The sequence below is a fragment of the Methylobacterium longum genome, assembly GCF_022179385.1.
Classification (GTDB): domain Bacteria; phylum Pseudomonadota; class Alphaproteobacteria; order Rhizobiales; family Beijerinckiaceae; genus Methylobacterium; species Methylobacterium longum.
The window spans coordinates 49,681-72,129 of sequence record NZ_BPQS01000017.1; the positions used below are offsets into that span (position 1 = coordinate 49,681).

Below are 22,449 nucleotides of genomic sequence, written 5' to 3' on the forward strand. Positions count from 1 at the left end.
GGCGAGCGCCACCAGGTTCGAGAAGGTCATGCCCACGAGCGTGTCGACCTCGATCCTGTGCAGGGCGCCCCCGCCCTGCTCTGGCGCGTGCAGGAGATCGCGCCGGCGCGGGTAGGCGTGCAGGTCCTCGGCTTCCTCGGCCGCCTGCCAGAAGAACAGGTAGGGGCTGATCGTGGTCCCGAAGAGCGCCACCAGCGTGGTGAGGCCGCCGCCGCCGAGGTCGATGCGCGGCACCACCAGGGCCACGCCGAGGTCCCACCAGGAGACCCGGGCCAGGATCACCACGCCGAGATAGGCGAACAGGCTCAGCGTCAGCCACTTCAGGACGGCGACGTAGCGCGTGTATTGCAGGGCGAGTTGCATGAACGCGCAGGTGCCGGCGAAGAGGGCCACGTACAGCCAGCGCGGGCCCGGCAGCAGCAGGGCGAGGGCATCCGCCATGGCGCCGAGATCGGCCCCGAGGTTCAGGACGTTGGCAGCGAGCAGCAGGAGCACCACGCCCTGGAGCAGGGCGTTCGGGTAGGTTTCGCGCAGGACGCCGGCGATGCCGTGGCCGGTGGTGCGGCCGATCCGGGCCGAGACCATCTGCACCGCCGCCATCAGCGGCAGGGTGTAGAGCATGGTCCAGCACAGGCCGTAGCCGAACTGGGCGCCGGCCTGCCCGTAGGTGGCGATGCCGCTCGGGTCGTCATCGGAGGCGCCGGTGATCAGTCCGGGCCCGAGCACCCGGAGCAGGCGCGGCTTCGAGGGGCCGACGGCGGGGCTCTGAGCCTCGGGGTCGTCCGCCTCCTCGACTGTGAGGGACGGGGCACTCATGCCGCCGGCTTCGATGCCGTGGCCTTCGCTCCAGACCGGACCGTACGCGCGACCTTCAGGGCCTCCGACAGGTCGTCCCCGTCGGTGCCGTAGCGTCGGAAGAGGGCGTCCAGCCAATCCGGTCGCGCCGTCCCGGTATCCGGAAGGTCGGCGAACGGGATGTGGTACCTCCCGCCGAGCGCCTCGATGCCGTAGCCGGTGACGGCCCATTGTCGCCCCTGCCAGTGCACGGGTTCGGTCAGTCCATGGCCCATCCGCGCCTCCTCAGGCCGCCCGCTCGCTGAGTTCGGAGACCTCGCAGGTGTCCGCCCGCAGCCGCCAGTCGACGACGCCGTCCGCCTCGCACAGCATCGCCTTGGCCGTGTAGGCGGCGGCGACGTCCGAGCAGGCGACGACGACCGCCTGCCGTTGCAGGACGCGATGGTCGTGCCCGGTGTCGTCCGGGACGGTCTTGTGAAAGGTGACCAAGTATTCGCGCATCGCTCGCCTCCGCTTGCCGGTCGGGGGGCACCCTGGGACCCGCCGGGCCGGCCGGCCTTGATCCAGCGCAAGGGTGCCGACGGGCTCATGTGCCGGCCGCCGGCGGGGAGAGGGGCTTGCGACCGGCCTCCCCGTCCGCCGGGTGGCGGGCGGTCGCGGCGCGGTGGGCGTGCGCCTTCCCGTGCAGCGGCCAGTAGCGCTCCATGGCGAGGTAGGTGAACGACGCGGACCAGCCGATCAGGAGGAGGCCGTTGAGCGCCTCGACGCCCGTGAGCAGGCGGGCATGGCCGACGGGGGCGTGGTCGCCGTAGCCCAGCGAGGAGTAGGCGACCACGGAGACGAAGGCGCAGTCCTCGAGGGACGTCACAGGAACGCCCGAGAAGGCGCCAAGGCCGAGCTGCAGGACGAGCAGCCAGTAGGCCGCGGCGTAGATCCAGACCGCGGCCGTGTGCCCGGCGAACGCGGCGAGGACCACGACGACGATGCGCCAGCGCGGTGGCACCGGCAGCGCCGCGAGGTGCTCGGAAGTCAGGCGAAGGGTCTCGTAGAGAACGATGATGGTGGCGATGACGAGGACGATGCTGGCGGCCAGGACGACGAACATGGCTTCTGTCCTCGGGGGTCGGGGGATCGTGCCCGAGCTTCCCGGGGGCGGCGTTGACCTGCCTCAAGCCTGACGCCCGGCGAGCTTGATCCTGCCGGCCGCGCCCTGATCCCGGTCACCGGAGGATCGAGGGTCACGCCGACGCTCCGCCCCGCCGTGGTCCGGGGCCGGCGGATTGAGGCAGGTCAACACCGTCCCGGCCGGGTGCTCGCACCGTGACGGCCGCCCAGTCCGGGCCGAGGGAGGCTCCGATGTCCTTTGCCAGCATCATGGTCGCGGTCGACGACGGGCTGCATGCCCCGGCTCGGGTCCGGCTCGCCGCGGGGCTCGCGGAGCGCTACAGGGCCCGCGTCGTCGGCGTCGCCGCCTGCGTGCCCGATTACCCGCGGGGGTACGGCGAGACCGCCGTGCCCATGGGAATGGTCATCGAGGAGATCCGTCGGGCCGCCCTCGGCAGGCTCGACAAGGCGGAGCAGGCCTTTCGCACGGCGGCCTGCCTGATCGACCGGGTCGAATGGCGCTCCGACGTGGCGGCCCCGCGCCCGTTCCTGGAGGGACAATCCCGGGTGGCGGACCTCGTCGTTGTCGGGCGCCACGCCGACGAGGGCGTGACGCGGGGCATGGCGGCCGACGTCGGCGACGCGCTGATGGGGTCGGGCCGGCCTGTCCTGGTGGTTCCGGCCGGCCTCGAGCACCTGGAGGCCAAGCGCGTCGTCATCGGCTGGAAGAACACCCTTCAGACCCGTCGCGCCGTGTCCGACGCCCTGCCCATCCTGCGTCGGGCCGAGGCGGTCCAGGTGTTCCGGGTCGGCCCAGGCGAGGACCGCCCCGAAGTCGAGGACGTGGTCCGCTACCTCGCCCTGCACGCCGTGAATGCCAGCGCGCACCTGGCCAAGCCCTCCGGCTGGACCGTCGCCGACGACCTGAGGGGCACGACCCGTGCGTTCGGCGCCGACCTGCTCGTGACCGGTGCCTACGGCTACAGCCGCCTGCGGGAGTGGTTCTTCGGCGGGGTCACGCACGACCTGCTGGAGGAGGCCTCCGTCTGCTGCCTGATGTCTCGCTGAGGACGGGGAAGGGACCCGTCCGCCTCCCCTCGGGGCCTCGCGCCCCGAAGGATGGCGGCCGTCTCGCGGGTCGCTGGCCCGTAGCCCCGACCAGGCGGCCGGACGAGGCCGGCGCGGTCGCTCCCCGTGCCGGGAGCGCCCCGGATTTCCGGAAGGCGGTCCTGGGCTCCGCCGGTTAGTCGCGATAAATCATTGCTCAGAATGATATTTCTGTTTTGGCCTGCTGGCATAACCCACTTTGCAACCCACATTTTTGAACGGCTTGTACCGGTTGTCCCCGGACTACGATGGACACTGCGGCCTCACGCGCGCGAGGGCGAAACTTGCTGGGTCATATGAAACTGTGCCTCTTGCGGATTGGATAAACGCTTCTGAGTCGCAATAATTTATGGGCCAGCGGCCGTTCGTCCTGACCATTCCGGCGGCTGCTGATCCTGGCTGACGCGCAGGCGACGCCACTCCAGCCCGGCGAACGCGGCTTCGTATGAGGTGTCTGCTGCAATCGGCAGCGCTGCCCGAGCCTCGGCCCAGAACCGGTCGGCAAGCGCCGCAGCATCCCAGGCCGCACGCCACCACGTCAGGATCGGCTCGCGCGCCCGAGCAAGCGCCGCCGCCGATGGGAGCCGGTCGCGCTTCTCGTGCTGATTGACCCGGCGCGAGGCTGGAAACAGATCCCATAGTCCCTGCACTGCCACGCCGACCACGGATACCGCGACGCCAGATCAACGGTTCGTCCGTTGGGAACGAGCCGACCTTCTCCGGGTTGGCCAGGGCCAGCCGCAGAGGTGATCCGGCGCATGAACGTCTGGCAGCTCATCGCCCATGATCATGCCTACCTTGCACACTTGATCGCGGAGAGCCGGTACACCTTCGGTAGATCGGTGATCCATGACCGTGAGGAGGTGCTGGCCGGCTTGATCGATGAGCTTGCTGCTCATGCCGAAGCGTTGGAAGCCAGTCTCTATGCGCCGCTGCGCCAACTGGATCGGACGCGGCAGTTGGCCGAAGACCTGCACCGTGAGCATGCGCAGTTCATCGGGCAACTCGATGCCCTCGCGAGATCGCGGCAGGGCGACTTTGTTCCGCAACCGGGCATGGTCCTCGACGTTGCCCTGATCGGCCAGCACCTTCGCCGTTACACTCAGGAGCTGATTCCGGCGGCTCGAGAGCTTCTCTCTTCAACGCAAGTCGATGCCGCCGCCCACGCCTTCGTTCGTGCGAAGATGCAGACCTTGAGGGCACGATACAGTCGCAGATCGGGCAAACTGACGTTGGGCAGAGTTGCACGGGCTTGCACCGTCTGCGCTGCTGTAGCCGCTATCGGCTACCTAGCTGGGCGCTCGACCTCAATCAAAGGGCGGAAGCATTTCGCATCGTCCAGCCGCGGGGATCGCGTCGGAGCTTAGCTGCCAAGTCTATCCAGCGAAGCTGCGCTCGGTAGCGGGAGCGAGGGGGCGCATCGACGCTGCCAGTCCCGTGCCTTCGACTTCAAAGCTAAGCTTTCGCAGCGAAGCTTATCTTTCTAATTCGGCGGCCATTGACAGAACCGCGCCCTTAGGAGGAACATCGCTTCTTGAGCATTGCGGAGTCGTTGCATGAGCAACTTCGACCACATCCTGAACTGGACGCTGAAGCGCGGCTCACATCCGTTTCCGGGCCCTGACGGCGGCACATGCATCAATGAGGCGGCCGTCGTCGCACACGGCTTGCCGTACCGGCCGATCAAGTCGCATCTTGCAATGCCGCCTTGTTTCTCACGACCGATCTGCCGTCTGGCGCTTTACCTGAACGATGAAGCCAACGACATGCAGCGACAGCGTCTTCTTCCGTTCGTGACCCGACTAGCTTGCGCGGACACCCCGGCGGTGGAGGCGCAGCGAGCGGCCTACATCCGGTCGCACATTGATCTCGATGGCCCTCTCCCGCTTCACTCCTCCTTCGATAAGGGCATCAGGGTTCTCGAAGGCGTGCTGGCCATCGGCCGGCAGGCAGACCCGCTTGGAATCGGGCAGGCGGCGGAGCGGCTCGCCGCTGCGCGTGAGACTACTTCAAACCGAAAGTCGGAGTCTGCCCGCTCTTTGCGAGCGAAACTGAAAGGGTGGATGAGCAAGCCGGAAGGACTCGAAGCCCCGACTTAGAATGTGGCTACGTCCCCTAGTGGTCAGAACCTGACGCTTGGTACCCGTCTGCGAGCCCCGCTACGGTTAGATAGCGGCTGTCCGGAGCGAGCCTCACTGCAGACAGAACTGGACAGCCAGCGTGTCGAGCCTTGCTCGGCGCTCCTTCTTCATAACGACTGGGTTTCAGGTAATCCGCTCGACCCATCGCGCTCGGGAAGGCCCCGGCTCGAACGCGTCTCCAAAGTACTGGGTTTCCCGGATCACCTTCCCCTCCAGAAACTCCATGATGCTCACAGTGTAGGACGGCTGCCCGTCATACGTCAGAACGTACTCGGTGACCCAGAAGCAGCCTGCACCGATGATCCGCCGCACTGTAAAGCGTTTCCGATTCGGTTGAGCGGTGCGAGACGACTGAATGTTTTGCCGCCCGCGGATGCGCTCGCCTGATTGCGGATACTCAAGTACTGCCTCGTCTCGATAAATCTCATGCTCCTGATCGAAATCGCTCGTGTCGGATGCGGCCCAATGGCGATCCAGCGCCTCTCGAACTTCTTGATCATTCATTTTGGGCCTCTTTGAGCATGGCCGACAGTCTTGGGCCACCATACCACGCGCTTGTCCCAGAACGGGCTACCGGAAGGAGTGGGAGGGCCGTTTCAGCTTGGGCGCTGAGCGATCTAAAAAGCCGGAGGCCCCCTGGGCCACGGGTACCAAGTGTCAGGTTCTAACCACCAGGAAGCTCACAGCGTTGGCTGCGGGATAATCGGATGCATCCTCAGGGATGGGTGGAACGAGCGCCTCATCGCGATTTAACACCCGCTCAGCGATCCGCCGTCCTGTTTGCACCGTGCCGATTTATCCTTGCCCTCTATACGTTGCGCATCAAGCACTCAGCGGTTTCCATTGGCAAAAAGGCCGCCTGATCATCGATGTCCGCTGCCAAGCGCCGCCGCCGAACCTCATGCTCACGTTCTTCACCGCAGACTCGATTTCAGTGTCGTCCGTCCGTTATGGAATTGCGGCCAATTTGCTCGACAGCGAAAAAGACAGCTCAAGGGCGATGATCGTTAGCACTCTCGCTGATTGAGTGCTAAAGCTGCGTTGCGAGGTCAGCTGTAGAATTTTTACGGCCGCCTCTCCTGCGATTCCGAGCCGTAGTGGCGTCGGTTTATCGGCAGGAACACCGGATCCAGACTATGAAATTTCGCCCCCTACACGACCGTGTCGTCGTTCGCCGGATCGAAGGCGAGGAGAAGACCAAGGGCGGCATCATCATCCCCGATACGGTCAAGGAGAAGCCGCAGGAGGGCGAGGTTATTGCCGTCGGTCCCGGTGCTCGTGATGAGGCAGGCCGTATCAACGCCCCCGATGTGAAGGCTGGCGACCGCGTTCTGTTCGGCAAGTGGTCCGGCACGGAGGTGAAGATCGATGGTCAGGACCTCGTTATCATGAAGGAATCCGACATCATGGGTGTCGTCGCCTAAGTCGGTTGCGTCGCTCGCAACCCCGATGACCTGCCCTTTCGAGGCGGCCGCTGTGGCGCGCCTCGGGGCCTTACACCATTGAAGAGACCATCCCCATGGCTGCCAAAGACGTTCGTTTCTCCGTCGATGCCCGCGATAAGATGCTGCGCGGTGTCGAGCTTCTTGCCAATGCCGTGAAGGTTACGCTGGGGCCTAAAGGCCGCAACGTCGTGATCGAGAAGAGCTACGGCGCGCCGCGCATCACCAAGGACGGCGTCACCGTCGCAAAGGAGATCGAACTCGCCGACAAGTTTGAGAACATGGGCGCCCAGATGGTGCGCGAGGTGGCCTCGAAGTCGAGCGACATCGCCGGTGACGGCACCACCACCGCGACCGTGCTTGCGGCTTCCATCGTGCGTGAAGGCGTGAAGTACGTGGCCGCCGGCATGAACCCGATGGACCTGAAGCGCGGCATCGACCTCGCTGTTGCGGCGGTCGTGAAGGATATCGGCGAGCGCTCCCGCAAGGTCGCCTCGTCCGACGAGATCGCGCAGGTGGGCACCATATCGGCCAATGGCGACAAGGAGATCGGCGAGATGATCGCCCATGCCATGCAGAAGGTGGGCAAGGAAGGCGTCATCACCGTTGAGGAGGCCAAAACCGCCGAAACGGAACTCGACGTCGTCGAGGGCATGCAGTTCGACCGGGGCTACCTGTCCCCGTACTTCATCACAAACGCCGAGAAGATGATGGCGGATCTCGAAGATCCTTACATCCTTATCCACGAGAAGAAGCTCGGCTCGCTTCAGGCGCTTTTGCCGATCCTCGAAGCCGTGGTGCAGACGGGCAAACCCTTGCTCATCATTGCCGAGGACATCGAGGGCGAGGCCCTGGCCACCCTGGTGGTGAACAAGCTGCGCGGCGGCCTGAAGGTCGCGGCCGTGAAGGCTCCCGGCTTCGGTGACCGTCGCAAGGCGATGCTCGAGGACATTGCCCTGCTGACCAAGGGTCAGATGATCGCCGAGGATCTCGGCATCAAGCTCGAGAATGTCACCCTTGAGATGTTGGGCCACGCCAAGCGCGTCCGCATCGACAAGGAAACCACCACGATCATCGACGGTGCCGGCGACAAGGCCGACATCGAGGCACGTGTGGCGCAGATCAAGGCGCAGATCGAGGACACCACCTCAGAGTATGACAAGGAGAAGCTCCAGGAGCGTCAGGCCAAGCTCGCGGGCGGCGTTGCGGTGATCCGCGTCGGCGGTTCGACCGAGGTCGAGGTCAAGGAGAAGAAGGATCGCGTTGATGATGCGCTTCACGCGACCCGCGCGGCGGTCGAGGAAGGCATCGTCCCGGGCGGCGGCACCGCGCTGCTGCGTGCCATGACGGCCGTTCAGGGTCTGTCGAACGACAACCCGGACGTCCAAGCCGGCATCAAGATCGTGCTGAAGGCCCTTGAGGCCCCGATCCGTCAGATCGCCCAGAACTCGGGCGTCGAGGGTTCCATCGTCGTCGGCAAGATCCTCGCCAACTCGTCCGCGACTTACGGCTTCAATGCCCAGACGGAAGAGTACGTCGATATGCTTCAGGCCGGCATCGTTGACCCGGCAAAGGTTGTGCGGGCTGCCTTGCAGGGCGCAGCGTCGGTTGCGGGCCTTCTCGTCACGACCGAAGCGATGATCTCCGAGGCTCCGAAGAAGGAGGCTCCGCAGATGCCGGGTGGTGGCGGCATGGGCGGTGGCATGGGCGGAATGGACTTCTAGTTCACTCAGCAGACTGGACAAGCGATTGGAGAAGGCCGCCCCCAAAGGCGGCCTTTTTTCTTCTCATTCCTTCGATCACCTAGGTATCCGCCAGGATTGTGAGCGCTAGTAAAGGCCGTGACACTGCGCGATCAGGGCGGTCAGCTACATCGATTAGAGCGGCGTTCCATTGCAAAACGGCCGTGCCGACGGCCCGAGCTATCGATCTGCCTATCCTCATCAGTGACGGCGAAGCCCCGAGCCCCATAAAATTCAAAAGCCGAAACGTTCTCCGCAAAGACGTGAAGGCCCAGCCGCTCATGACGATTTTGTGCTGCCTGTAAGAGAGTTGATCCCACACCCCGACCAACATGAGGGCGGTCTACGTACAACGCGGAGATGTAGCCCTCATCATCCACGGTGATGAAGCCGATCACCGAGCCCTCGACCTCGGCGATCAGGGTCTCCGAGTGCCTCAGCAGAAGTTCCAGATGCTGGCGGGCCTCGTCTTGCTCGCTGATCTCCAAGAAGGAATGAGAACTGTGGAACGTTCGGTCGAAGAGCGCGAGCACCGCAGTGCGGTCATCTTGGGGCTTGAAGGGACGAATGCGCATCTTTTGTCAGATTCCTGCTCAATTGACAGCCGTAACCTGTCGTCGCTCAACCCTGCTGTCCTTCCTGCCAGCATCCGTGCGTGATTCGTCGAGTGCGTGAACGGCCTCCGCATGCACGTGCTCGAAGCCGGACATCAGGACATCGGTCGGCAGGCAGACCCGCTCGGAATCGGAGAGGCTGCGCAGCGGCTCGCCGCTGCGCGTGAGACCGCTTCAACGCGCAAGCCGGAGTCTGCGCGCTCTTGCGGGCGAGACTGAAGGGGTGGATGAGCAAGCCGGAAGGATTCAAAACCTCGATTTAGGATGAGGCTACGCCTCCTAAGAAGCTCGCAGCGTTGGCCGAGGGGATGGATGATCCAATGCCCTGAGGGATGAGTTCGACGAGCGCCCCATCGTGATCTAACGCCCGCTCAACGCCGCAACCGTGTTCTTCGCGATCCAGTTCGCAAGAGGGATCTCTGTTAGAGGACGGCCACGAAGAAGCTCGCGGGCGACTAGCGCGAAGTCGATGCATTCCTCGCCTTCGACTTCATCCTCTGCTGCCTTGGCAGTCCAAGCCAGGAGTTCGGCCCAGCACCCCCGTCGCTGCGGGAGGATGTCCCGCAGAACGGCCTCTTCCCGCTGCTTCTTGGTCTTGGCTGTGTGGAGAGAGGCAGCCACTGCCTCGCCCTGCTCGAACCACGACTGCAGAAAAGAATACTCCTTTGGCCAGAGCTTCGAGTCGGCGAGCGCGGTCGCGATGGCCTTTCCTGATTGCCGCTCGTCCGGGACACCGTCGAGGAGATCGTCAATCAGTGCTTCGGTCGCCATACGGTCCGGCCGGACCTGCACCGGGCTGACGGCCTCGAGAAACTGAACCAGCCCGAACGGAGGCGGCTCATTGCGTTCGAGGTTGTCTGCAAGGCGATGCGCGATGACGCCTTGAAGGATTTCGGGCGAGCCATCGAACGGATCGGTCTGATAGGCGATCTCGGCGAGCAGTAGGTCGATTTCGTGCCGGCTGAGGTCGTCCCGCATCCAAGCGTCTCGGACGCCAAAGCCTTGCTTCACGAGGAGTGAGGCCAGAGCCAGCTTGCGACCACGCTTGAGGATGACAAAAGCACTCTGCGCACCAGCCCCATCGCACCCAGAAACCGTAATTGAGGTGATCTGAACCGACGGCTTCGCCGCGGGCTGTAGACCGCGTTGCCGGCACGCGCGAATGGCCGCGTCGAGGATGACTTGCACATCCTCTGCGAGCCACGGGCGCATCAAAACGAGCCGCTCCACGCTTTCAGCAGACAGGCCCCCGTTTTGCGCCACGGCTAGAAGGCTCTGCGCCACCTGCTTGACCACGGCGGGGCTCGGATCAAGCAGCCATCCGAGGGTCGCATCGCGCATCGATGCCACCTCTGAGGCGACGAACGACCCGACGATGACGACACGCTGGTCGTCCGGGAAAGCAGCCAGTTGCTCGGAGATCTGCCCATGGATGAGGAAGGGGTCGTGACCGAGGGCCTCGGCCATGGCGGCGTAATGCGAGGTAATGTCGTCAGGGCTGAGGGCCGGGCCGTGTGCCGCCGCTTGTTCGGAAAGAGCAAGCATGAGAGCACGTAATTCATCGCCGAGATCGAGCTTGGCAGCCGCAAATTGCTGGCCGACTACCATCATCACCTCGGGTGGCAGCAGGCCACTCTCGGCCGCCGTGACGAGCTTCTGCTGGACCTCTACGACAAGGTTCATCGCTGGTTCGCTGCCGCCTTCGAGCGCCATGCGTGTTTCGTCGAGCGCTTGCCCGACCATGAAAAGAAGAGCCTCGCACAAAGCGTCGTTGGGACGCTTCTTAACAACCTCTTTGATAAGCAGGTCGAGCACGACGATCACGGCGTCCGGATTCTCGGACAGCGCAACGCCCACGGTCTGCAACCCGGTTGTCATTTCCCCGCGCCGAAGATCAGCGGCGACGAGCTTCGCGAGTTGAAGGATTCTGGTACGCGGTGCGTTCGCCATAACGGGCATCGCGGAGGGCCTCGTAAATCGGGTGCTGCCGATTGATCCGGCGACACAGATAGCAGATCAATCAGCTTGGCACCCGTGGCGACAGCCTGAGACGATCATGCCCCTGTGAACGCCCGCCCACCTGCTCACGCCCCTCCACCAAAGGAAACGCTCGCCGGTACGGTCGAGCGGGTGACCTTCCACAACGCCGACAGCGGCTTCTGTGTCCTAAAGGTGCAGGCGCGAGGCAAACGCGACCTCGTGCCGGTCATTGGCCACGCGCCCGCCATCGGCGCTGGCGAGTGGGTGACGGCGACCGGTCTTTGGTTCACGGACCGTCAGCACGGTCTTCAGTTCAAGGCTGAAACCCTCAAGGTTACGCCGCCGACCGGTGTAGAGGGTATCGAGAAGTACCTCGCCTCGGGCTACATGCGCGGCATCGGGCCAGCCATGGCCAAGCGTATTGTGGCCGCTTTCGGCGAAGGCACCTTCGAGATCATCGAAGCCGAGCCCGACCGCTTGAAGGAGGTCTCTGGCATCGGCCCGATGCGCGCTGCTCGCATCGTGGCCGGATGGGCCGAGCAAAAGGCCGTGCGTGAAATCATGCTGTTCCTGCACGCTCATGGCGTAGGCACAGCGCGAGCGGTGCGCATCTTCAAAACCTACGGCTACGACGCGATCACCGTCATGACCGAGGATCCCTACCGCCTCGCTCGCGATATTCGCGGTATCGGCTTCAAGACCGCTGACGCCATCGCGATGAAGCTCGGACTGACGAAAGAGGCCCCGCAGCGGCTACGGGCCGGCATCTCGTTCGCGTTGCAGACCGCCACCGACGAGGGCCACTGCGGCCTTCCCGTCGCTGACCTCGTCAAACTCGCGACCGCGCTCCTGGATGTCGAAGCCGTGCTGATCCGTTCGGCGCTCATCGACGTGCTGGCGACCAGCGAGGTGGTGCAGGACATCATCGGCGACAAAGCCTGCATCTTCCTCGCGGGGCTGCACGCGGCCGAGCGGATCATCGCCGAGCGTCTCCTGGCGAGAGTGAGCGGCCGCCCGCCTTGGCCCGAGATCGACCTCGCCAAGGCTCTGCCATGGGTCGAAGCGAAGACTGGCAAGGTGCTCTCACCTTCGCAGGCCGAAGCGGTGCGCTTGATGCTGAACGCGAAGCTCGCGGTGATCACCGGCGGGCCGGGAACCGGCAAGACTTCGACGCTGGACACGCTCCTGCGCATCCTGACGGCCAAGGGCGTGCGCGTGATGCTGGCGGCTCCGACCGGCCGGGCGGCTAAGCGCATGAGCGAGCAGACTAGGATAGAGGCCAAGACCATCCACCGCCTCCTGGAAATCGACCCGAAGCACGGCGGTTTCTCGCGCAACGAGGAGAACCCGCTCGATTGCGATCTCCTGGTCATCGACGAGACCTCGATGGTGGATGTGCCGCTGATGAACGCGCTGACGAAGGCCGTGCCGGCACACGCCGGGCTGCTGCTCGTCGGCGACGTTGATCAGCTTCCCTCAGTCGGACCGGGGCAGGTGCTGGCCGACATCATCGGCTCCGAGCGCGTGCCAGTGGCGCGGCTGACTGAGGTGTTCCGTCAGGCGGCTGAGAGCCGGATCATTGTGAATGCGCACCGCATCAACGCCGGCAAGATGCCCGAGGCGGCTCCGCGCGGCAGCGAGAGCGACTTCCACCTCATCGAGATCGACGAACCTGAGGCTGGGCTCGCCACGCTGATCGAGGTGGTGACGCGGCGTATCCCCGCTCGCTATGGCCTCGATCCCGTGCGTGATGTCCAGGTGCTCACCCCGATGCAGCGCGGCGTCCTAGGCGCGAGGAACCTCAATCACGAGCTCCAGGCCGTGCTGAACCCGAACCCCTCCACATCAGTCGAGCGCTTTGGCTGGCGTTTCTCGCCGGGCGACCGGGTGATGGAAAGCCAGAACGACTACGACCGAGAGGTCTTCAACGGCGACCTCGGCACGGTCTTACGCATCGACGAGGAGGAAGGCGCGGTCGTCGTGACGTTCGAGGGGCGAGAGGTTGCGTATCCCTACGGCGAACTCGACACCCTCGTGCCGGCCTACGCCACGACGATCCACAAATCGCAGGGCTCGGAATACCCGGCAGTCGTCATCCCGCTCACCACTGGGCATTGGACCATGTTGGCCCGCAACCTCCTTTATACGGGGGTCACGCGCGGCAAGCGGCTTGTGGTGCTGATTGGGCAACGCAAAGCGGTCGCCATCGCGGTGCGCGGCGGGAACATGAAGCCGCGCTGGACCAAGCTTGGGCAATGGCTGCGAATGTCCCCATCGGCGGACGGATCTTAGACGCGAAGGAGCTCCGCGGATGCCGATCAGCAGGATAGACCTTGCGGACGCAGGCTCGCCGGAGGCGCTCGTCAAACGCATCCTACAGGCCGAGCCGAACCTTTCAGCGCCCGTGCCGATCCAAGAGCTATGCTCCCGACTCGACATCCTCCGGATCGAGGACTTCGAAACCGACGAGTTCGAGGGCGGCCTCGTTACCGACGCGAAGCGGTCTGAAGGCACCATCCTTGCCAAGCGCGGGGGCGAACCGCGTCGCCGCTTCACCATCGCGCACGAACTCGGCCACTTCCTGATGGCGCACCACGTCCCGGATCAGCCCGGCCGGTTCCTGTGCAAGAGTTCTGACCTGCTCCGTGTCACAGCGAAGGAGGGCGATCAGCGGCAGCGCAGGGAGGTCGAGGCCAACCGCTTCGCCACTCTCATGCTGATGCCCCCGCACCGGCTGCGGGGGGCGATGGCGGCCTTTCGCGATCCCGATCTGCAGCACGTTCTTGTGCTCGCGCGCGACTTCGCGGTCGGCAAGGAGGTGGCGGCTCGGGCCTACGTGCAATACCGTCCTGAGCGGATCGCCATCGTTGTGGCGGGCAACGGCCGGGTGCAGCGGTGCTACCGCAGCCTCTCCTTTCCGGCCATCATCTGCGCGGTCGGCAGCCCGGTTCCGACAGGCTCGCTTTATCACAGCAGTCCACATCGGCCGAACATCGCGAGCGACATCGCCGCGTGCCGTCCCGATCTCTGGATCGATGTGAAGCGTGACCTCCGCGCGCCGGACCTCTACGAGCAGGTGTACGTCCAGCAGAACGGCTTTGCGATGATCCTACTGCGTCTGGAAGCCGTCCCGGAGGAGAGCGCGGAGGAGCGCAGGCTCAATGAGGGCTGGCGTCACCGCTTCCACTCGGGGCGACGGTAGGCAAGACCCAGCTCTGACGGATAAGCCCTGACGGCCATAGCCTGCTACTTCGTCAGAGCGGGCCGTGCTCCCTGTCCCGTGGCTGATCCGGCGCACTCCTCAGGCCGGCAAAGGAGCAATAAGGGTCGTGAATGGCGGGAACTGACGACTACCTTCGGCTGCTCCTCAGTCGGGTTGCCGCCGAGGAAGCGTTCCTCGACCGTGTCGGTCGCGCCGAGGACGCCGAGCTGAACGCTGCGGACGCCGCGCCTGCAAGGTCTCCTGCCGTGTCGTTGATGATCACGAACCGTCAGCGGGCGGCGCTTCGTGAGCTTGGCTTTTCCGAAGAATCCATTCGGCAGATGACGCCAGTCGAGGCACACGAGAAGCTCGGGCTGGCCAAGCCGTTCTAGCTCGGCCCGAACCCGGCTCGCCAGATAGTACGGCCTGCCGGTGTGAAGGTCGCTAGGACCCGTGGCTGCCGTCCCATGAGGCGGCGAGGTGCCGTGGAGAAAGATTGGGTAGCCGACAGTCCTTCTCACGACCACCGCCTTACGACGGGTTCCCTGCTCATCGAGAACGGTTGCGGTCGCATCAAGGATCTGAACCCGTCGGCTGCGTCAGCAGCAGCCAAGCTTGGGTCAGCTTCAGCAGGTTTTTAGCCTCCGGCTCCATCGTGTTGATGTCCAGGTCGTAGGGGCCGAAATGCCGCGTATGGGCGTACTTCAACGCCGTGCCGGCGTACCGGTCGCCCCGCGCCCCCTCTCGGCGCGTCAGTTCGTCATCGGGGACCCACACCCAGACCCACAGGACGGTGTGATCCTTCAGGACGGAGCTCAGATCGTCAGCCCATTCTTGAGACTCAATCACCAGTTCCACGATCAGATCGCACCCAGCGTCCGCGAACGCAGCCACCGAGCGATTGAAGCCCTGGTAGAAGGCCAGCATTTCAGCGTGGAAGCTCTCCGCCGTGCCACGCCCCAGCGGTGCAAAATCGCCATCCGCTAGCTGGTCGGTGGAGAGATAGCAGAACGGCTCCGGCATATCCTGACGGATCGCCTTGGCCAGCCCGGACTTGCCTGCGCTGGACGTGCCACTAAGGATGATTATGCGCCCTGCCATAGCTGCTCTGCCCGACGCGGGAATGATACCGCCGTGGTCACTCCGTCCTAGCCTTCCCTGCGGCCGCCCATCTTCGATGCGTCCCTGTGCTTCGGGACCGCTTCGCGGCCTGGGGCTACGCCTGCGTTGTGTCAGGCGGTGCGCCTGTGGGTGATTGGGACGACGGAATGATCGCTTGCATCTCCGTGGGGATCGAACAAAGGAATAGACTGCAGCTCTGCAGCCCTCGTGTTCAACCCGTGTTCGTGATGCCCAGCTTCTCGAAGAAGATCGAATTACGCAAGCGGGCGTCGTGCAAGACCTTGCCGAAGGGAATGACTTCAACAAAGGCCGCTGGGCCGGTCGAATAGCCAAAGTACCCCTTTCCGTCCGGTGTCTTGGCAAAGCGTCCGATCATCTTGTCACGAAGCTGGGGCGTAATGTCGGCCACGATGTAACAATGGAAGGACGTGCTCGGCGTGATCCCGAGGATGGCGCGACCTCGGATATCGACCTCGCCCTGCGGATTCTGAAGCCGCTCTACGTAGCTTAGGACCTGCTGAACCGGATCCTTTCCCTTGCTGTAGTCCTCACGCATGGGGCGCTTGAACTCGACCAGCACGATGGTGTCGGTCCCTTCCCGCTCGCGCCACGCCACGCAGGAGTTATAGAAGAACGCCAGATCGGGCCGTTCCTCGCTGTCGGACGTGGTATATTGGTTTAGAAGCTGATCCGAGGCAAAGAAGTTGAAGAACGCCAGCCGATCATCCAAAAGCCATAGGTTGTGATCCTCTATTTTTAGGCCCTTGGAGTCGATCCTCATAGGGCAAAATAGTTGATGAAGTGCGTCCTCCTTGCTGTATGCCTCCTTGGCCGGTTCGCTGTATTCCAGAAGTGTTTCAAACATATCTAGGACGGCCTTGCGCTTAGTGACGTATTCTGCCAGGGCGCCTTTCTTCTCCTCGGCAATGTATTGGGTGTATTCCTCGACCTTCTCGACCAAAGGACCCTTTAGCAATTCTCCCGCCTTGATCGACTTTTCGAGGGATACGAAACGCTTTTGCCTGCGGAACCGGGCACGGGACATTTCAAGGAAGATTTCTTCCTTGCCGAATGAGTTGGGTTGCAGGCTCTCGGCAAAGGTATCCAGATCGTCGGCCAGATAGAGGAATTGGGGATTTTCCGCTATCAACTCGCGCGTAGTTTCGACCTTTCGGGATATGGCCTGCTCGATGTACGGGCGCAGATAGTGGCGGGCGGCCGCCGCTATCTCCCGCTTGATCTCATCGACCTCCGCAGCGTCCAGCGTGAAGGCTGTCCGTTCGCTGTTGACTTTCTGATCTAGATAGGGGCTTGAGGCGCAGGCAATATAGACATGCTCTCCATCCAGCGCCTTTAATCCCAATTGTTCATCAATGGCGTAGTCGATGACTGACCGGCTATCTCCAGAAATAAAGGCAAAGTTGAAGGAAGGCGGATCGAAGCGCATCCGTTTATTGCACTTCAACGACCAGACCTTAAGCGGGAAGGCGTCATCCCCGGATCCAATGGTTAAGTCGGCGGTGTGCTGATCGACTATGCTTTCCGCGAAAAGATTCTGGATGTCCGTGACCCCTTCGTCCTCGACGGTGACGTGAGGGGCGTTGCCGGCGACGAACAGGGGCACGAAGTGCGCAGCGATCCGATTTTCGATCACGCCGGCCTTGATCGGGCACTTGTTCTCAAAGGCTGATTTGAATGCCCGGAACGTGATCTTAGTGTGGTGCCGCTCCTCCTCAACCTCGACCTCCTGCTCGGCAACCTGATTGGTTTCCGACAGCCGGAAATCGAAGGACCGGCGCTCCCAGCCATTCGCCCCCCGATAGGTGCTATCGACCTTGATACGCTCGAACACCTTGAGCCAAGCGAGACGCCCCACTCCCTTGCCGCCGCGCTGTTCCTTCCAGCGGGAGTCAGGTGTGCAAAAGGATCTGAAGTTGTCGTTGGTGAACCCGACCCCATTGTCCTCGATATCGAAGCCAATGACCCTGCTGTCCAGTTGGTCTCCCAACCGGTGAATGCGGACCACGACCCAACCGCGCTTGGCGGCCACGTCGCCGTAAAGCTCCGTAATCGAGTGAATCGAGTTGCTGATCGCCTCCATGAGCGGCAATAGTGTATTCTTCTCGGTCGGTCGCAGGGCAAGCCGGTTCACCCGGCCAACGATGTCGCTTTCGAGGTTTGCCAAGACTCTGCCCCCCGCCGCGCAGGGCTTACCGCCTGACTGGCTCAAAGCTTATACGGCGCATCCTCAGGTGGTGGAAGCTGGCAGGCGGCCTTCCTCAACGAGGGCGGCTCCGTGCTTGAGGAGGGGGTGCTGCTTGCCCTCGGCCCGTTCCGCATAACGCGAGCCCACGTGGACCACCCGGCCTATGATGCCTACACACTGATTGCGCAGAGCAGTGCGTAGCGTCAGCGTATACCCCAGCGTGACGTCACTCTGCGACGTGTCGCACTCGTCACTTCGCGGTTGGCAGCCGCTTGATGTGACGCGCGCTGCCACGGCTTTAGGGGCTGATGTGACCGGACGTTCGGGGCCGGGCAGTTCACCGGTCGCTCTGGGTGGGGCGTTGATGCGGCGGGCATCACGGCGAGGTCAGGGCGCGCGAACGCTCCTGACAGGGTAAGCTGCTGAGGTGCGCCAATCAGGCCAATCCCTAGACCTCGTCCGTCGAGGGCAGCTTGGGTGAGAGGCCGCCCTCAACGCGGCCCTGTATTGAAGGCAACGGCAGCCGCGACGAGGGCCTTGAAGGCGGTTCCGTCGATATCATCGCCAGCACGCAGATCGATGGCGCGCCGCGTACCGCCGTCTAACCCGGCGTTGAAGAGGCCCAACGGATCTGGCAACGACGCACCCTGCGCGAAGGTCAACTTGACCTTGTCCTTGTAGGTCTCACCTGTGCACAAGATGCCGTTGTGCGACCAAACCGGCACGCCCAATGGGTTTGATGGCTTTCGCCACTTCACGCCCTCGACAATGGCGGGTTCGGCTTGCCAAATCAGGCTTCGGATCGATGCCAGCATCGTCCCGCGCCAATCGCCGAGCGCGGCAATCTTAACGTCAATCGCCTGCTCGGCCGTGCCGGGAGCATCGCCCTTTCCCTGATGTGCAGCGCCCGCCATTAGCGTCACTTTCAAAACGATCCCGTGCTCATCACATTGGACGAAAGGGTCCGTAATGTGTCGTGAGCGGAAGCAACGGCCGAACCGAGGCTTGCCGACCCGAGCGGAAGTGGTAAGCCCGTAGCGCCTTGTCGGGGGAGGTCCATTGACGCCGACTATTGCGGGTGTGGTGTGTAGGGCGGGCCTGACACACCCTGAGGTGACAACCCATGGCCCGCATCGGCTACGCCCGCGTCAGCACACTCGACCAGGATCTCGACACTCAGCTGGCCCGCCTTAAGGCCGAGGGCTGCGGCATCGTTCGCGCTGAAAAAGCTTCGGGCGGCTCGCGTGAGGGCCGGCTTGAACTGGCGACGGTTATCGAGTTCCTACGCCCCGGCGACGAACTCGTCGTCACCCGCCTCGACCGGCTCGGGCGCGACACCCGTGACGTGCTCAATCTGATTCACGAGGCCGAGCAGCGCGGGGCGTTCGTTACCGTGCTCGACCCGCATGTCTCAACGCGCGGTGAGATGGGCCACGTCGTGCTGACCGTCCTTGGCATGGTGGCGCAGATGGAACGGCGCTTCATCAAGGAGCGCCAACGCGAAGGCATCGAGACCGCAAAAATTAAGGGTGTTTACACGGGCGGGAAGCGCCGCCTTGACCGAGAACACATCCAGGAGCTGCACGCGGGCGGCACTGGCCCGGCAGCCATCGCGCGGACGGTCGGTTGTTCGCGGATGCAGATTTACCGCGTGCTTCGGGAGGGATGAAAGGCAGATGTTGCGAACGGCTGAGTTGGGTGGTCAGCGGACCCTGGCCTATCGCCTCGAAGCGGACGTTCCCTCTCCGACCCTTCTCCAACGCTAGGAGAGTATCGTCCGCACTATCGTGGTACGGAAGATGGGGCTATCGAGCTTCCAATGCTGCGGCCAAGGAAGTCACGCGTCAGCCGAGCAATCTCGTCCGTTGCCTCGTCCAGCGCGAAATGGCCAGCATCGAGGATGTGCAACTCCGCCTTCGGCGTGTCGCGCAGGTACGCTTCTGCTCCTGGCACAATGAAAGAGGGGTCGTAACGGCCCCACAACACGAGCGTTGGCAGCGAATGGCTGCGCATCCAAGCTTGCCACGCCGGATAGGACGCGACGTTGGTGCGGTAGTCGTAGAGGAGCGCCGCTTGGATGTCCCGTTCACCCGGACGGGCTAGGACGGCGTACTCGTCTGTCCAAGTGTCCGGATTGTACCGCTCGTGGTTCGGGCTCGTGCCAAGGTGACGCTGCTTGGCCCCCTCCAATGAGATGAAGGCATCGACCTGCTCGGGGTGGGCCGCGGGATTTGCCCAATACCGAGCGATGCCCTGCCACTTCGCACCGAGGCCCTCTGCGTAGGCGTTGGCGTTCTGAACGATCAACGCACTCACCCTTTCGGGGTGAGCTTGCGCCATGCGGAAGCCGACCGGGCCGCCGTAGTCCTGCATGAAGAGCGTGTATCGCTCGATGCCGAGGTGGGCGACCAACCCCTCCATCGTCGTGGCAAGGTTGTCGAAGGTATAGGTGTACTGCGCCGGCGACGGCGCATCGCTCTGGCCGAAGCCTGGGTAGTCGGGTGCGATCAGGTGATAGCGGTCGGCGAGCAGTGGTAGCAGCGGGTCCCACTGCCGGGATGACGACGGATAGCCGTGGAGCAGCAGGATCGTGGGCGCTTCGCGCGGCCCCGCCTCGCGGTAGAAGATGGCAACACCGTTTACCTCGACCCGATGATAGGTCGTCGTGGCCTGAGTGGAGGGAAGCGGCTGCGGTGTTCCTTGTCCAAGTGCCAGGGCCGTTGCAGCGGCTAGGACGGTCTGTGTCGGCATAGCTCATCTCCTCAGCAGCGGAGAGATAGGGCATTCTCGTTGGACACGCCGCAACGACTACTTTCTACCCTACCGAGTCGTAGGACATGCTTTCTCAAAGGCCTGGAAGCGGACCTTCCGACCCTCTGCAACGGGTGGCAACCGGACTTTGACCCTTCGTCCCGAAGCAGACGTTCCAGCTCCGACACAACCCGGCCTTGGCCATTGGTCTACGTCCTCATCAAAGTGAACATCGGTTGCACTGCTTTTCCGGCAGCAGTACGCCCATTCCAGTTCACCCTTTGAAGCAAACATCAGCAGCGCGCATCGACTTGGATGCTTCTGTCACAGGCACACCGATTTCACTGAGGGCTAGATAACACTGGCGCAGCGTTGTTGGCATACCGCGGCTGCTTGGGGCATTTTTCGTCTACGAGGCCGAGACGAGCGCGCTTATCGGGCGTAGACTGGCCACGCTTAGGGCCAACCGACGAGGGATGCGCCGTAAGGAGAGGGTATAGGCGGCGGATGGCGCCGTGTCCTCACTCGGAGGCTTCAATGACTGCCTCGCTCAATCCCGCTGCACCCCAGCATCTGCCGCCGTTCATCACTGCCTCCGGTGAGACAGACGTCTTCATGGTGGTCATGGCCGTGTTCCTGGTCATAATCGTGATGGCGATTGGGCTCCTGTTCCTGCGCCTGCACACCCTGCCCGAGCGGATCGCCCACAAGGGCCATAAGCTCCAATTCGAGATCGTCGCCGTGCTGGGTTTGCTGGCGCTCTTCACGCACGTGCATCTCTTCTGGGTCATCGGCCTACTGCTCGCCCTGATCGACATTCCCGACTTCGGAGGAGCGTTCGGACGGATGGCGGGATCACTCGAAAAGATTGCGGGCATACCGCCGGGTAAAGGAGCGGACGAATTGCCGGACGAGCCCAAAACTCTCGTCCCTCTTCACGAAGAAACCCGGCCACCGTTGCGGCCTATGTCGAAAATCGCTCCAGCCAGCACAGGGAGCTGAGCCATGCTTGAGCTACTTCTCTGCTCCGTGGTGACGATCCTGCCGGATTACCTCGTCCGCCGCTTCGCACAGGGTAAGCGGCTCGGCAAAGAGATCACGCTTTTCTCGGTCTGGTTCGAACTGCGGTGGGGTATTGTTGGATGCATGATGCTCACCGTAGGGCTGATCACCGTGATCTTTTACAATCATCCTTCTACGAGCAATGCTACCTTGTTCTATCGGACCGTGCCGATTGTTTCCGAGATCAACGGGCGGGTCGCGCAGGTTTACGTCACTGATGTGAGCGCCGAGATCAAGCAAGGGGCGCCGATCTTCAGGTTGGACAGCTCAACTCAGGAGGCCGCGGCAGAAACTGCCCGACGCAAGATCGCTGAGGTTGATGCGGCCATGGTGTCCGCCCGCTCCGATATCATGGTGGCCAACGGAAAGATCCAAGAGGCGAACAGTGCCCTCCAGCAGGCCGTGGACGAACTTGAGACGAAGCAGGAACTGAACCGGCGTAATGCCGTCATCGTCGCGCCGCGCGACATCGAGCGGCTCCAGAATGTGGTGAACGGTCGACGGGGCACGGTTGCGGCGGCCACTGCCTCCAAACAGTCAGCCGAGGCGCAGATATCCAGTCTCCTCCCGGCTCAAAAGGCCAGTGCTGAAGCCGCGCTCGCCCAAGCCGAGGTGGAAAAGGCGAAGACCATCATCCGGGCCGGCGTGGATGGCCGGATCGAGCAATTCAGGTTGAGGGCCGGCGACATCGTCAACCCGATCATGCGTCCAGCCGGGGTGTTGATCCCGGAAGGCGCAGGGCGAAAGGCCATCACGGCGGGTTTCGGGCAGATCGAGGCCCAGGTGATGAAGGTCGGCATGGTAGCGGAAGTCACCTGCGTCTCGAAGCCTTGGACCGTCATCCCGATGGTGGTCACGGTGGTGCAGGATTTCATCGCCGCCGGACAATTCCGCGGTGGCGAGCAACTGATCGATGCTCAACAAGTGACGCGGCCAGGAACCATCCTCGTCTTTCTTGAACCCCTCTATGAGGGTGGGCTTGAGGGGGTGACCCCGGGCAGTAGCTGTATCGCCAACGCCTATACCAGCAACCACGAGCTGATCGCCTCCGGTCAAGTCAGCCCCCTCAAGGGCTTGATCCTGCATGCAGTCGATGCAGTCGGGCTCGTTCACGCAATGATCCTGCGGATCCAGGCGCTGATGCTGCCGATCCAGACCTTGGTGTTCGGCGGACATTGATG

22 protein-coding genes and 1 pseudogene are annotated in these 22,449 nt (G+C 63.3%); 12 read left to right on the forward strand and 11 right to left on the reverse strand.

The features are described 5' to 3' along the window. Window positions 1–6: 6 nt before the first annotated feature. The 4 genes and pseudogenes from MFF58_RS16215 to MFF58_RS16230 all read right to left on the reverse strand — a co-directional run. Window positions 7–816 (reverse strand): annotated as a pseudogene (locus MFF58_RS16215) (NRAMP family divalent metal transporter); the annotation flags it as partial. After that, window positions 813–1,070, reverse strand: coding sequence for a hypothetical protein (locus MFF58_RS16220; RefSeq protein ID WP_238289772.1), 258 nt, complete (start codon window positions 1,068–1,070; stop codon window positions 813–815). The gene MFF58_RS16220 and the pseudogene MFF58_RS16215, both read right to left, overlap by 4 nt. 10 nt (window positions 1,071–1,080) lie before the next feature. After that, the gene (locus MFF58_RS16225) at window positions 1,081–1,296 is read right to left on the reverse strand and encodes a hypothetical protein (protein WP_238289773.1); all 216 of its coding nucleotides are present in this window, start codon (window positions 1,294–1,296) and stop codon (window positions 1,081–1,083) included. An 85-nt stretch (window positions 1,297–1,381) separates the two neighbouring features. Continuing rightward, window positions 1,382–1,900 (reverse strand): ion channel, encoded by a 519-nt coding sequence (locus MFF58_RS16230; protein WP_238289775.1) that lies wholly within the window; start codon window positions 1,898–1,900, stop codon window positions 1,382–1,384. A 251-nt stretch (window positions 1,901–2,151) separates the two neighbouring features. On the opposite strand from MFF58_RS16230, the gene MFF58_RS16235 reads away from it, so the two are divergent. The 3 genes from MFF58_RS16235 to MFF58_RS16245 all read left to right on the forward strand — a co-directional run bounded on the left by MFF58_RS16235 (window position 2,152) and on the right by MFF58_RS16245 (window position 5,105). After that, window positions 2,152–2,967: a universal stress protein gene (locus MFF58_RS16235; protein ID WP_238289777.1), complete on the forward strand. Its 816-nt coding sequence runs from the start codon at window positions 2,152–2,154 to the stop codon at window positions 2,965–2,967. Window positions 2,968–3,764: 797 nt separating this feature from the next. Further along, window positions 3,765–4,373 (forward strand): hemerythrin domain-containing protein, encoded by a 609-nt coding sequence (locus tag MFF58_RS16240; RefSeq protein WP_238289778.1) that lies wholly within the window; start codon window positions 3,765–3,767, stop codon window positions 4,371–4,373. Window positions 4,374–4,562: 189 nt separating this feature from the next. Continuing rightward, on the forward strand, window positions 4,563–5,105 hold the full coding sequence (locus MFF58_RS16245; protein ID WP_238289779.1) for a hypothetical protein: 543 nt from the start codon (window positions 4,563–4,565) through the stop codon (window positions 5,103–5,105). Between the two features lie 165 nt (window positions 5,106–5,270). Here the strand turns inward: MFF58_RS16245 and MFF58_RS16250 are convergent, their stop codons facing one another. Further along, window positions 5,271–5,651, reverse strand: a complete 381-nt coding sequence (locus tag MFF58_RS16250; RefSeq protein ID WP_238289780.1) for a nuclear transport factor 2-like protein — start codon at window positions 5,649–5,651, stop codon at window positions 5,271–5,273. A gap of 217 nt (window positions 5,652–5,868) precedes the next feature. Between MFF58_RS16250 and MFF58_RS16255 the strand changes: the two genes are divergently transcribed. From MFF58_RS16255 to groL, 3 genes are all read left to right on the forward strand, one after another. Then, window positions 5,869–6,174, forward strand: a complete 306-nt coding sequence (locus MFF58_RS16255) for a hypothetical protein (protein ID WP_238289781.1) — start codon at window positions 5,869–5,871, stop codon at window positions 6,172–6,174. A gap of 109 nt (window positions 6,175–6,283) precedes the next feature. Then, window positions 6,284–6,571, forward strand: coding sequence for a co-chaperone GroES (locus MFF58_RS16260; protein ID WP_238289782.1), 288 nt, complete (start codon window positions 6,284–6,286; stop codon window positions 6,569–6,571). Window positions 6,572–6,666: 95 nt separating this feature from the next. Beyond that, a complete protein-coding gene (groL, locus tag MFF58_RS16265; protein WP_238289783.1) occupies window positions 6,667–8,313 on the forward strand; it encodes a chaperonin GroEL in 1,647 nt (548 codons plus the stop codon). Between the two features lie 140 nt (window positions 8,314–8,453). On the opposite strand, the gene MFF58_RS16270 is transcribed toward groL, so the two are convergent. Both MFF58_RS16270 and MFF58_RS16275 read right to left on the reverse strand, forming a co-directional pair. Further along, window positions 8,454–8,906 (reverse strand): GNAT family N-acetyltransferase, encoded by a 453-nt coding sequence (locus MFF58_RS16270; protein WP_238289784.1) that lies wholly within the window; start codon window positions 8,904–8,906, stop codon window positions 8,454–8,456. 399 nt (window positions 8,907–9,305) lie between these two features. Continuing rightward, the gene (locus MFF58_RS16275; RefSeq protein ID WP_238289785.1) at window positions 9,306–10,895 is read right to left on the reverse strand and encodes a Y4lR C-terminal helical domain-containing protein; all 1,590 of its coding nucleotides are present in this window, start codon (window positions 10,893–10,895) and stop codon (window positions 9,306–9,308) included. Window positions 10,896–11,009: 114 nt separating this feature from the next. On the opposite strand from MFF58_RS16275, the gene recD2 reads away from it, so the two are divergent. The 3 genes from recD2 to MFF58_RS16290 all read left to right on the forward strand — a co-directional run bounded on the left by recD2 (window position 11,010) and on the right by MFF58_RS16290 (window position 14,519). Further along, the gene (gene recD2 / locus MFF58_RS16280; protein ID WP_238289786.1) at window positions 11,010–13,217 is read left to right on the forward strand and encodes an SF1B family DNA helicase RecD2; all 2,208 of its coding nucleotides are present in this window, start codon (window positions 11,010–11,012) and stop codon (window positions 13,215–13,217) included. Between the two features lie 19 nt (window positions 13,218–13,236). Beyond that, window positions 13,237–14,127 carry an ImmA/IrrE family metallo-endopeptidase gene (locus MFF58_RS16285; RefSeq protein WP_238289788.1) on the forward strand — a complete coding sequence of 297 codons (891 nt, stop codon included), beginning with the start codon at window positions 13,237–13,239 and terminating at the stop codon, window positions 14,125–14,127. A gap of 131 nt (window positions 14,128–14,258) precedes the next feature. Then, window positions 14,259–14,519: a hypothetical protein gene (locus MFF58_RS16290; protein ID WP_238289790.1), complete on the forward strand. Its 261-nt coding sequence runs from the start codon at window positions 14,259–14,261 to the stop codon at window positions 14,517–14,519. A 181-nt stretch (window positions 14,520–14,700) separates the two neighbouring features. Here MFF58_RS16290 and MFF58_RS16295 read toward each other — a convergent pair whose 3' ends face one another. From MFF58_RS16295 to MFF58_RS16305, 3 genes are all read right to left on the reverse strand, one after another. Then, window positions 14,701–15,228: a phosphotransferase-like protein gene (locus tag MFF58_RS16295; protein WP_238289791.1), complete on the reverse strand. Its 528-nt coding sequence runs from the start codon at window positions 15,226–15,228 to the stop codon at window positions 14,701–14,703. A 232-nt stretch (window positions 15,229–15,460) separates the two neighbouring features. Further along, complete coding sequence (locus MFF58_RS16300; protein WP_238289792.1) at window positions 15,461–17,434, reverse strand: ATP-binding protein; 1,974 nt, start codon at window positions 17,432–17,434, stop codon at window positions 15,461–15,463. 512 nt (window positions 17,435–17,946) lie between these two features. Further along, window positions 17,947–18,369: a DUF1801 domain-containing protein gene (locus tag MFF58_RS16305; RefSeq protein WP_238289793.1), complete on the reverse strand. Its 423-nt coding sequence runs from the start codon at window positions 18,367–18,369 to the stop codon at window positions 17,947–17,949. 209 nt (window positions 18,370–18,578) lie between these two features. Here MFF58_RS16305 and MFF58_RS16310 point away from each other — a divergent pair, with 209 nt between their 5' ends. Beyond that, on the forward strand, window positions 18,579–19,124 hold the full coding sequence (locus MFF58_RS16310) for a recombinase family protein (protein ID WP_238289794.1): 546 nt from the start codon (window positions 18,579–18,581) through the stop codon (window positions 19,122–19,124). 113 nt (window positions 19,125–19,237) lie between these two features. On the opposite strand, the gene MFF58_RS16315 is transcribed toward MFF58_RS16310, so the two are convergent. Continuing rightward, a complete protein-coding gene (locus MFF58_RS16315) occupies window positions 19,238–20,206 on the reverse strand; it encodes an alpha/beta fold hydrolase (RefSeq protein WP_238289795.1) in 969 nt (322 codons plus the stop codon). Window positions 20,207–20,743: 537 nt separating this feature from the next. On the opposite strand from MFF58_RS16315, the gene MFF58_RS16320 reads away from it, so the two are divergent. Together MFF58_RS16320 and MFF58_RS16325 are read left to right on the forward strand one after the other, a co-directional pair. After that, window positions 20,744–21,208 carry a hypothetical protein gene (locus MFF58_RS16320; RefSeq protein ID WP_238289796.1) on the forward strand — a complete coding sequence of 155 codons (465 nt, stop codon included), beginning with the start codon at window positions 20,744–20,746 and terminating at the stop codon, window positions 21,206–21,208. A gap of 3 nt (window positions 21,209–21,211) precedes the next feature. Beyond that, on the forward strand, window positions 21,212–22,447 hold the full coding sequence (locus MFF58_RS16325; protein ID WP_238289797.1) for an HlyD family secretion protein: 1,236 nt from the start codon (window positions 21,212–21,214) through the stop codon (window positions 22,445–22,447). Window positions 22,448–22,449 lie beyond the last annotated feature (2 nt).

What these genes read in the sequence shown, in the direction of transcription:
- MFF58_RS16325 (WP_238289797.1), top strand. Translation starts at nt 21,212, where the DNA reads ATGCTTGAGCTACTTCTCTGCTCCGTGGTGACGATCCTGCCGGATTAC.
- groL (WP_238289783.1), top strand. Translation starts at nt 6,667, where the DNA reads ATGGCTGCCAAAGACGTTCGTTTCTCCGTCGATGCCCGCGATAAGATG.
- MFF58_RS16285 (WP_238289788.1), top strand. Translation starts at nt 13,237, where the DNA reads ATGCCGATCAGCAGGATAGACCTTGCGGACGCAGGCTCGCCGGAGGCG.
- MFF58_RS16305 (WP_238289793.1), bottom strand. Translation starts at nt 18,369, where the DNA reads ATGGCGGGCGCTGCACATCAGGGAAAGGGCGATGCTCCCGGCACGGCC.
- MFF58_RS16275 (WP_238289785.1), bottom strand. Translation starts at nt 10,895, where the DNA reads ATGGCGAACGCACCGCGTACCAGAATCCTTCAACTCGCGAAGCTCGTC.
- MFF58_RS16270 (WP_238289784.1), bottom strand. Translation starts at nt 8,906, where the DNA reads ATGCGCATTCGTCCCTTCAAGCCCCAAGATGACCGCACTGCGGTGCTC.
- MFF58_RS16220 (WP_238289772.1), bottom strand. Translation starts at nt 1,070, where the DNA reads ATGGGCCATGGACTGACCGAACCCGTGCACTGGCAGGGGCGACAATGG.
- MFF58_RS16225 (WP_238289773.1), bottom strand. Translation starts at nt 1,296, where the DNA reads ATGCGCGAATACTTGGTCACCTTTCACAAGACCGTCCCGGACGACACC.
- MFF58_RS16255 (WP_238289781.1), top strand. Translation starts at nt 5,869, where the DNA reads ATGGGTGGAACGAGCGCCTCATCGCGATTTAACACCCGCTCAGCGATC.
- MFF58_RS16245 (WP_238289779.1), top strand. Translation starts at nt 4,563, where the DNA reads ATGAGCAACTTCGACCACATCCTGAACTGGACGCTGAAGCGCGGCTCA.
- MFF58_RS16240 (WP_238289778.1), top strand. Translation starts at nt 3,765, where the DNA reads ATGAACGTCTGGCAGCTCATCGCCCATGATCATGCCTACCTTGCACAC.
- MFF58_RS16320 (WP_238289796.1), top strand. Translation starts at nt 20,744, where the DNA reads ATGACTGCCTCGCTCAATCCCGCTGCACCCCAGCATCTGCCGCCGTTC.
- MFF58_RS16235 (WP_238289777.1), top strand. Translation starts at nt 2,152, where the DNA reads ATGTCCTTTGCCAGCATCATGGTCGCGGTCGACGACGGGCTGCATGCC.
- MFF58_RS16250 (WP_238289780.1), bottom strand. Translation starts at nt 5,651, where the DNA reads ATGAATGATCAAGAAGTTCGAGAGGCGCTGGATCGCCATTGGGCCGCA.
- MFF58_RS16260 (WP_238289782.1), top strand. Translation starts at nt 6,284, where the DNA reads ATGAAATTTCGCCCCCTACACGACCGTGTCGTCGTTCGCCGGATCGAA.
- MFF58_RS16310 (WP_238289794.1), top strand. Translation starts at nt 18,579, where the DNA reads ATGGCCCGCATCGGCTACGCCCGCGTCAGCACACTCGACCAGGATCTC.
- MFF58_RS16315 (WP_238289795.1), bottom strand. Translation starts at nt 20,206, where the DNA reads ATGCCGACACAGACCGTCCTAGCCGCTGCAACGGCCCTGGCACTTGGA.
- MFF58_RS16230 (WP_238289775.1), bottom strand. Translation starts at nt 1,900, where the DNA reads ATGTTCGTCGTCCTGGCCGCCAGCATCGTCCTCGTCATCGCCACCATC.
- MFF58_RS16295 (WP_238289791.1), bottom strand. Translation starts at nt 15,228, where the DNA reads ATGGCAGGGCGCATAATCATCCTTAGTGGCACGTCCAGCGCAGGCAAG.
- MFF58_RS16290 (WP_238289790.1), top strand. Translation starts at nt 14,259, where the DNA reads ATGGCGGGAACTGACGACTACCTTCGGCTGCTCCTCAGTCGGGTTGCC.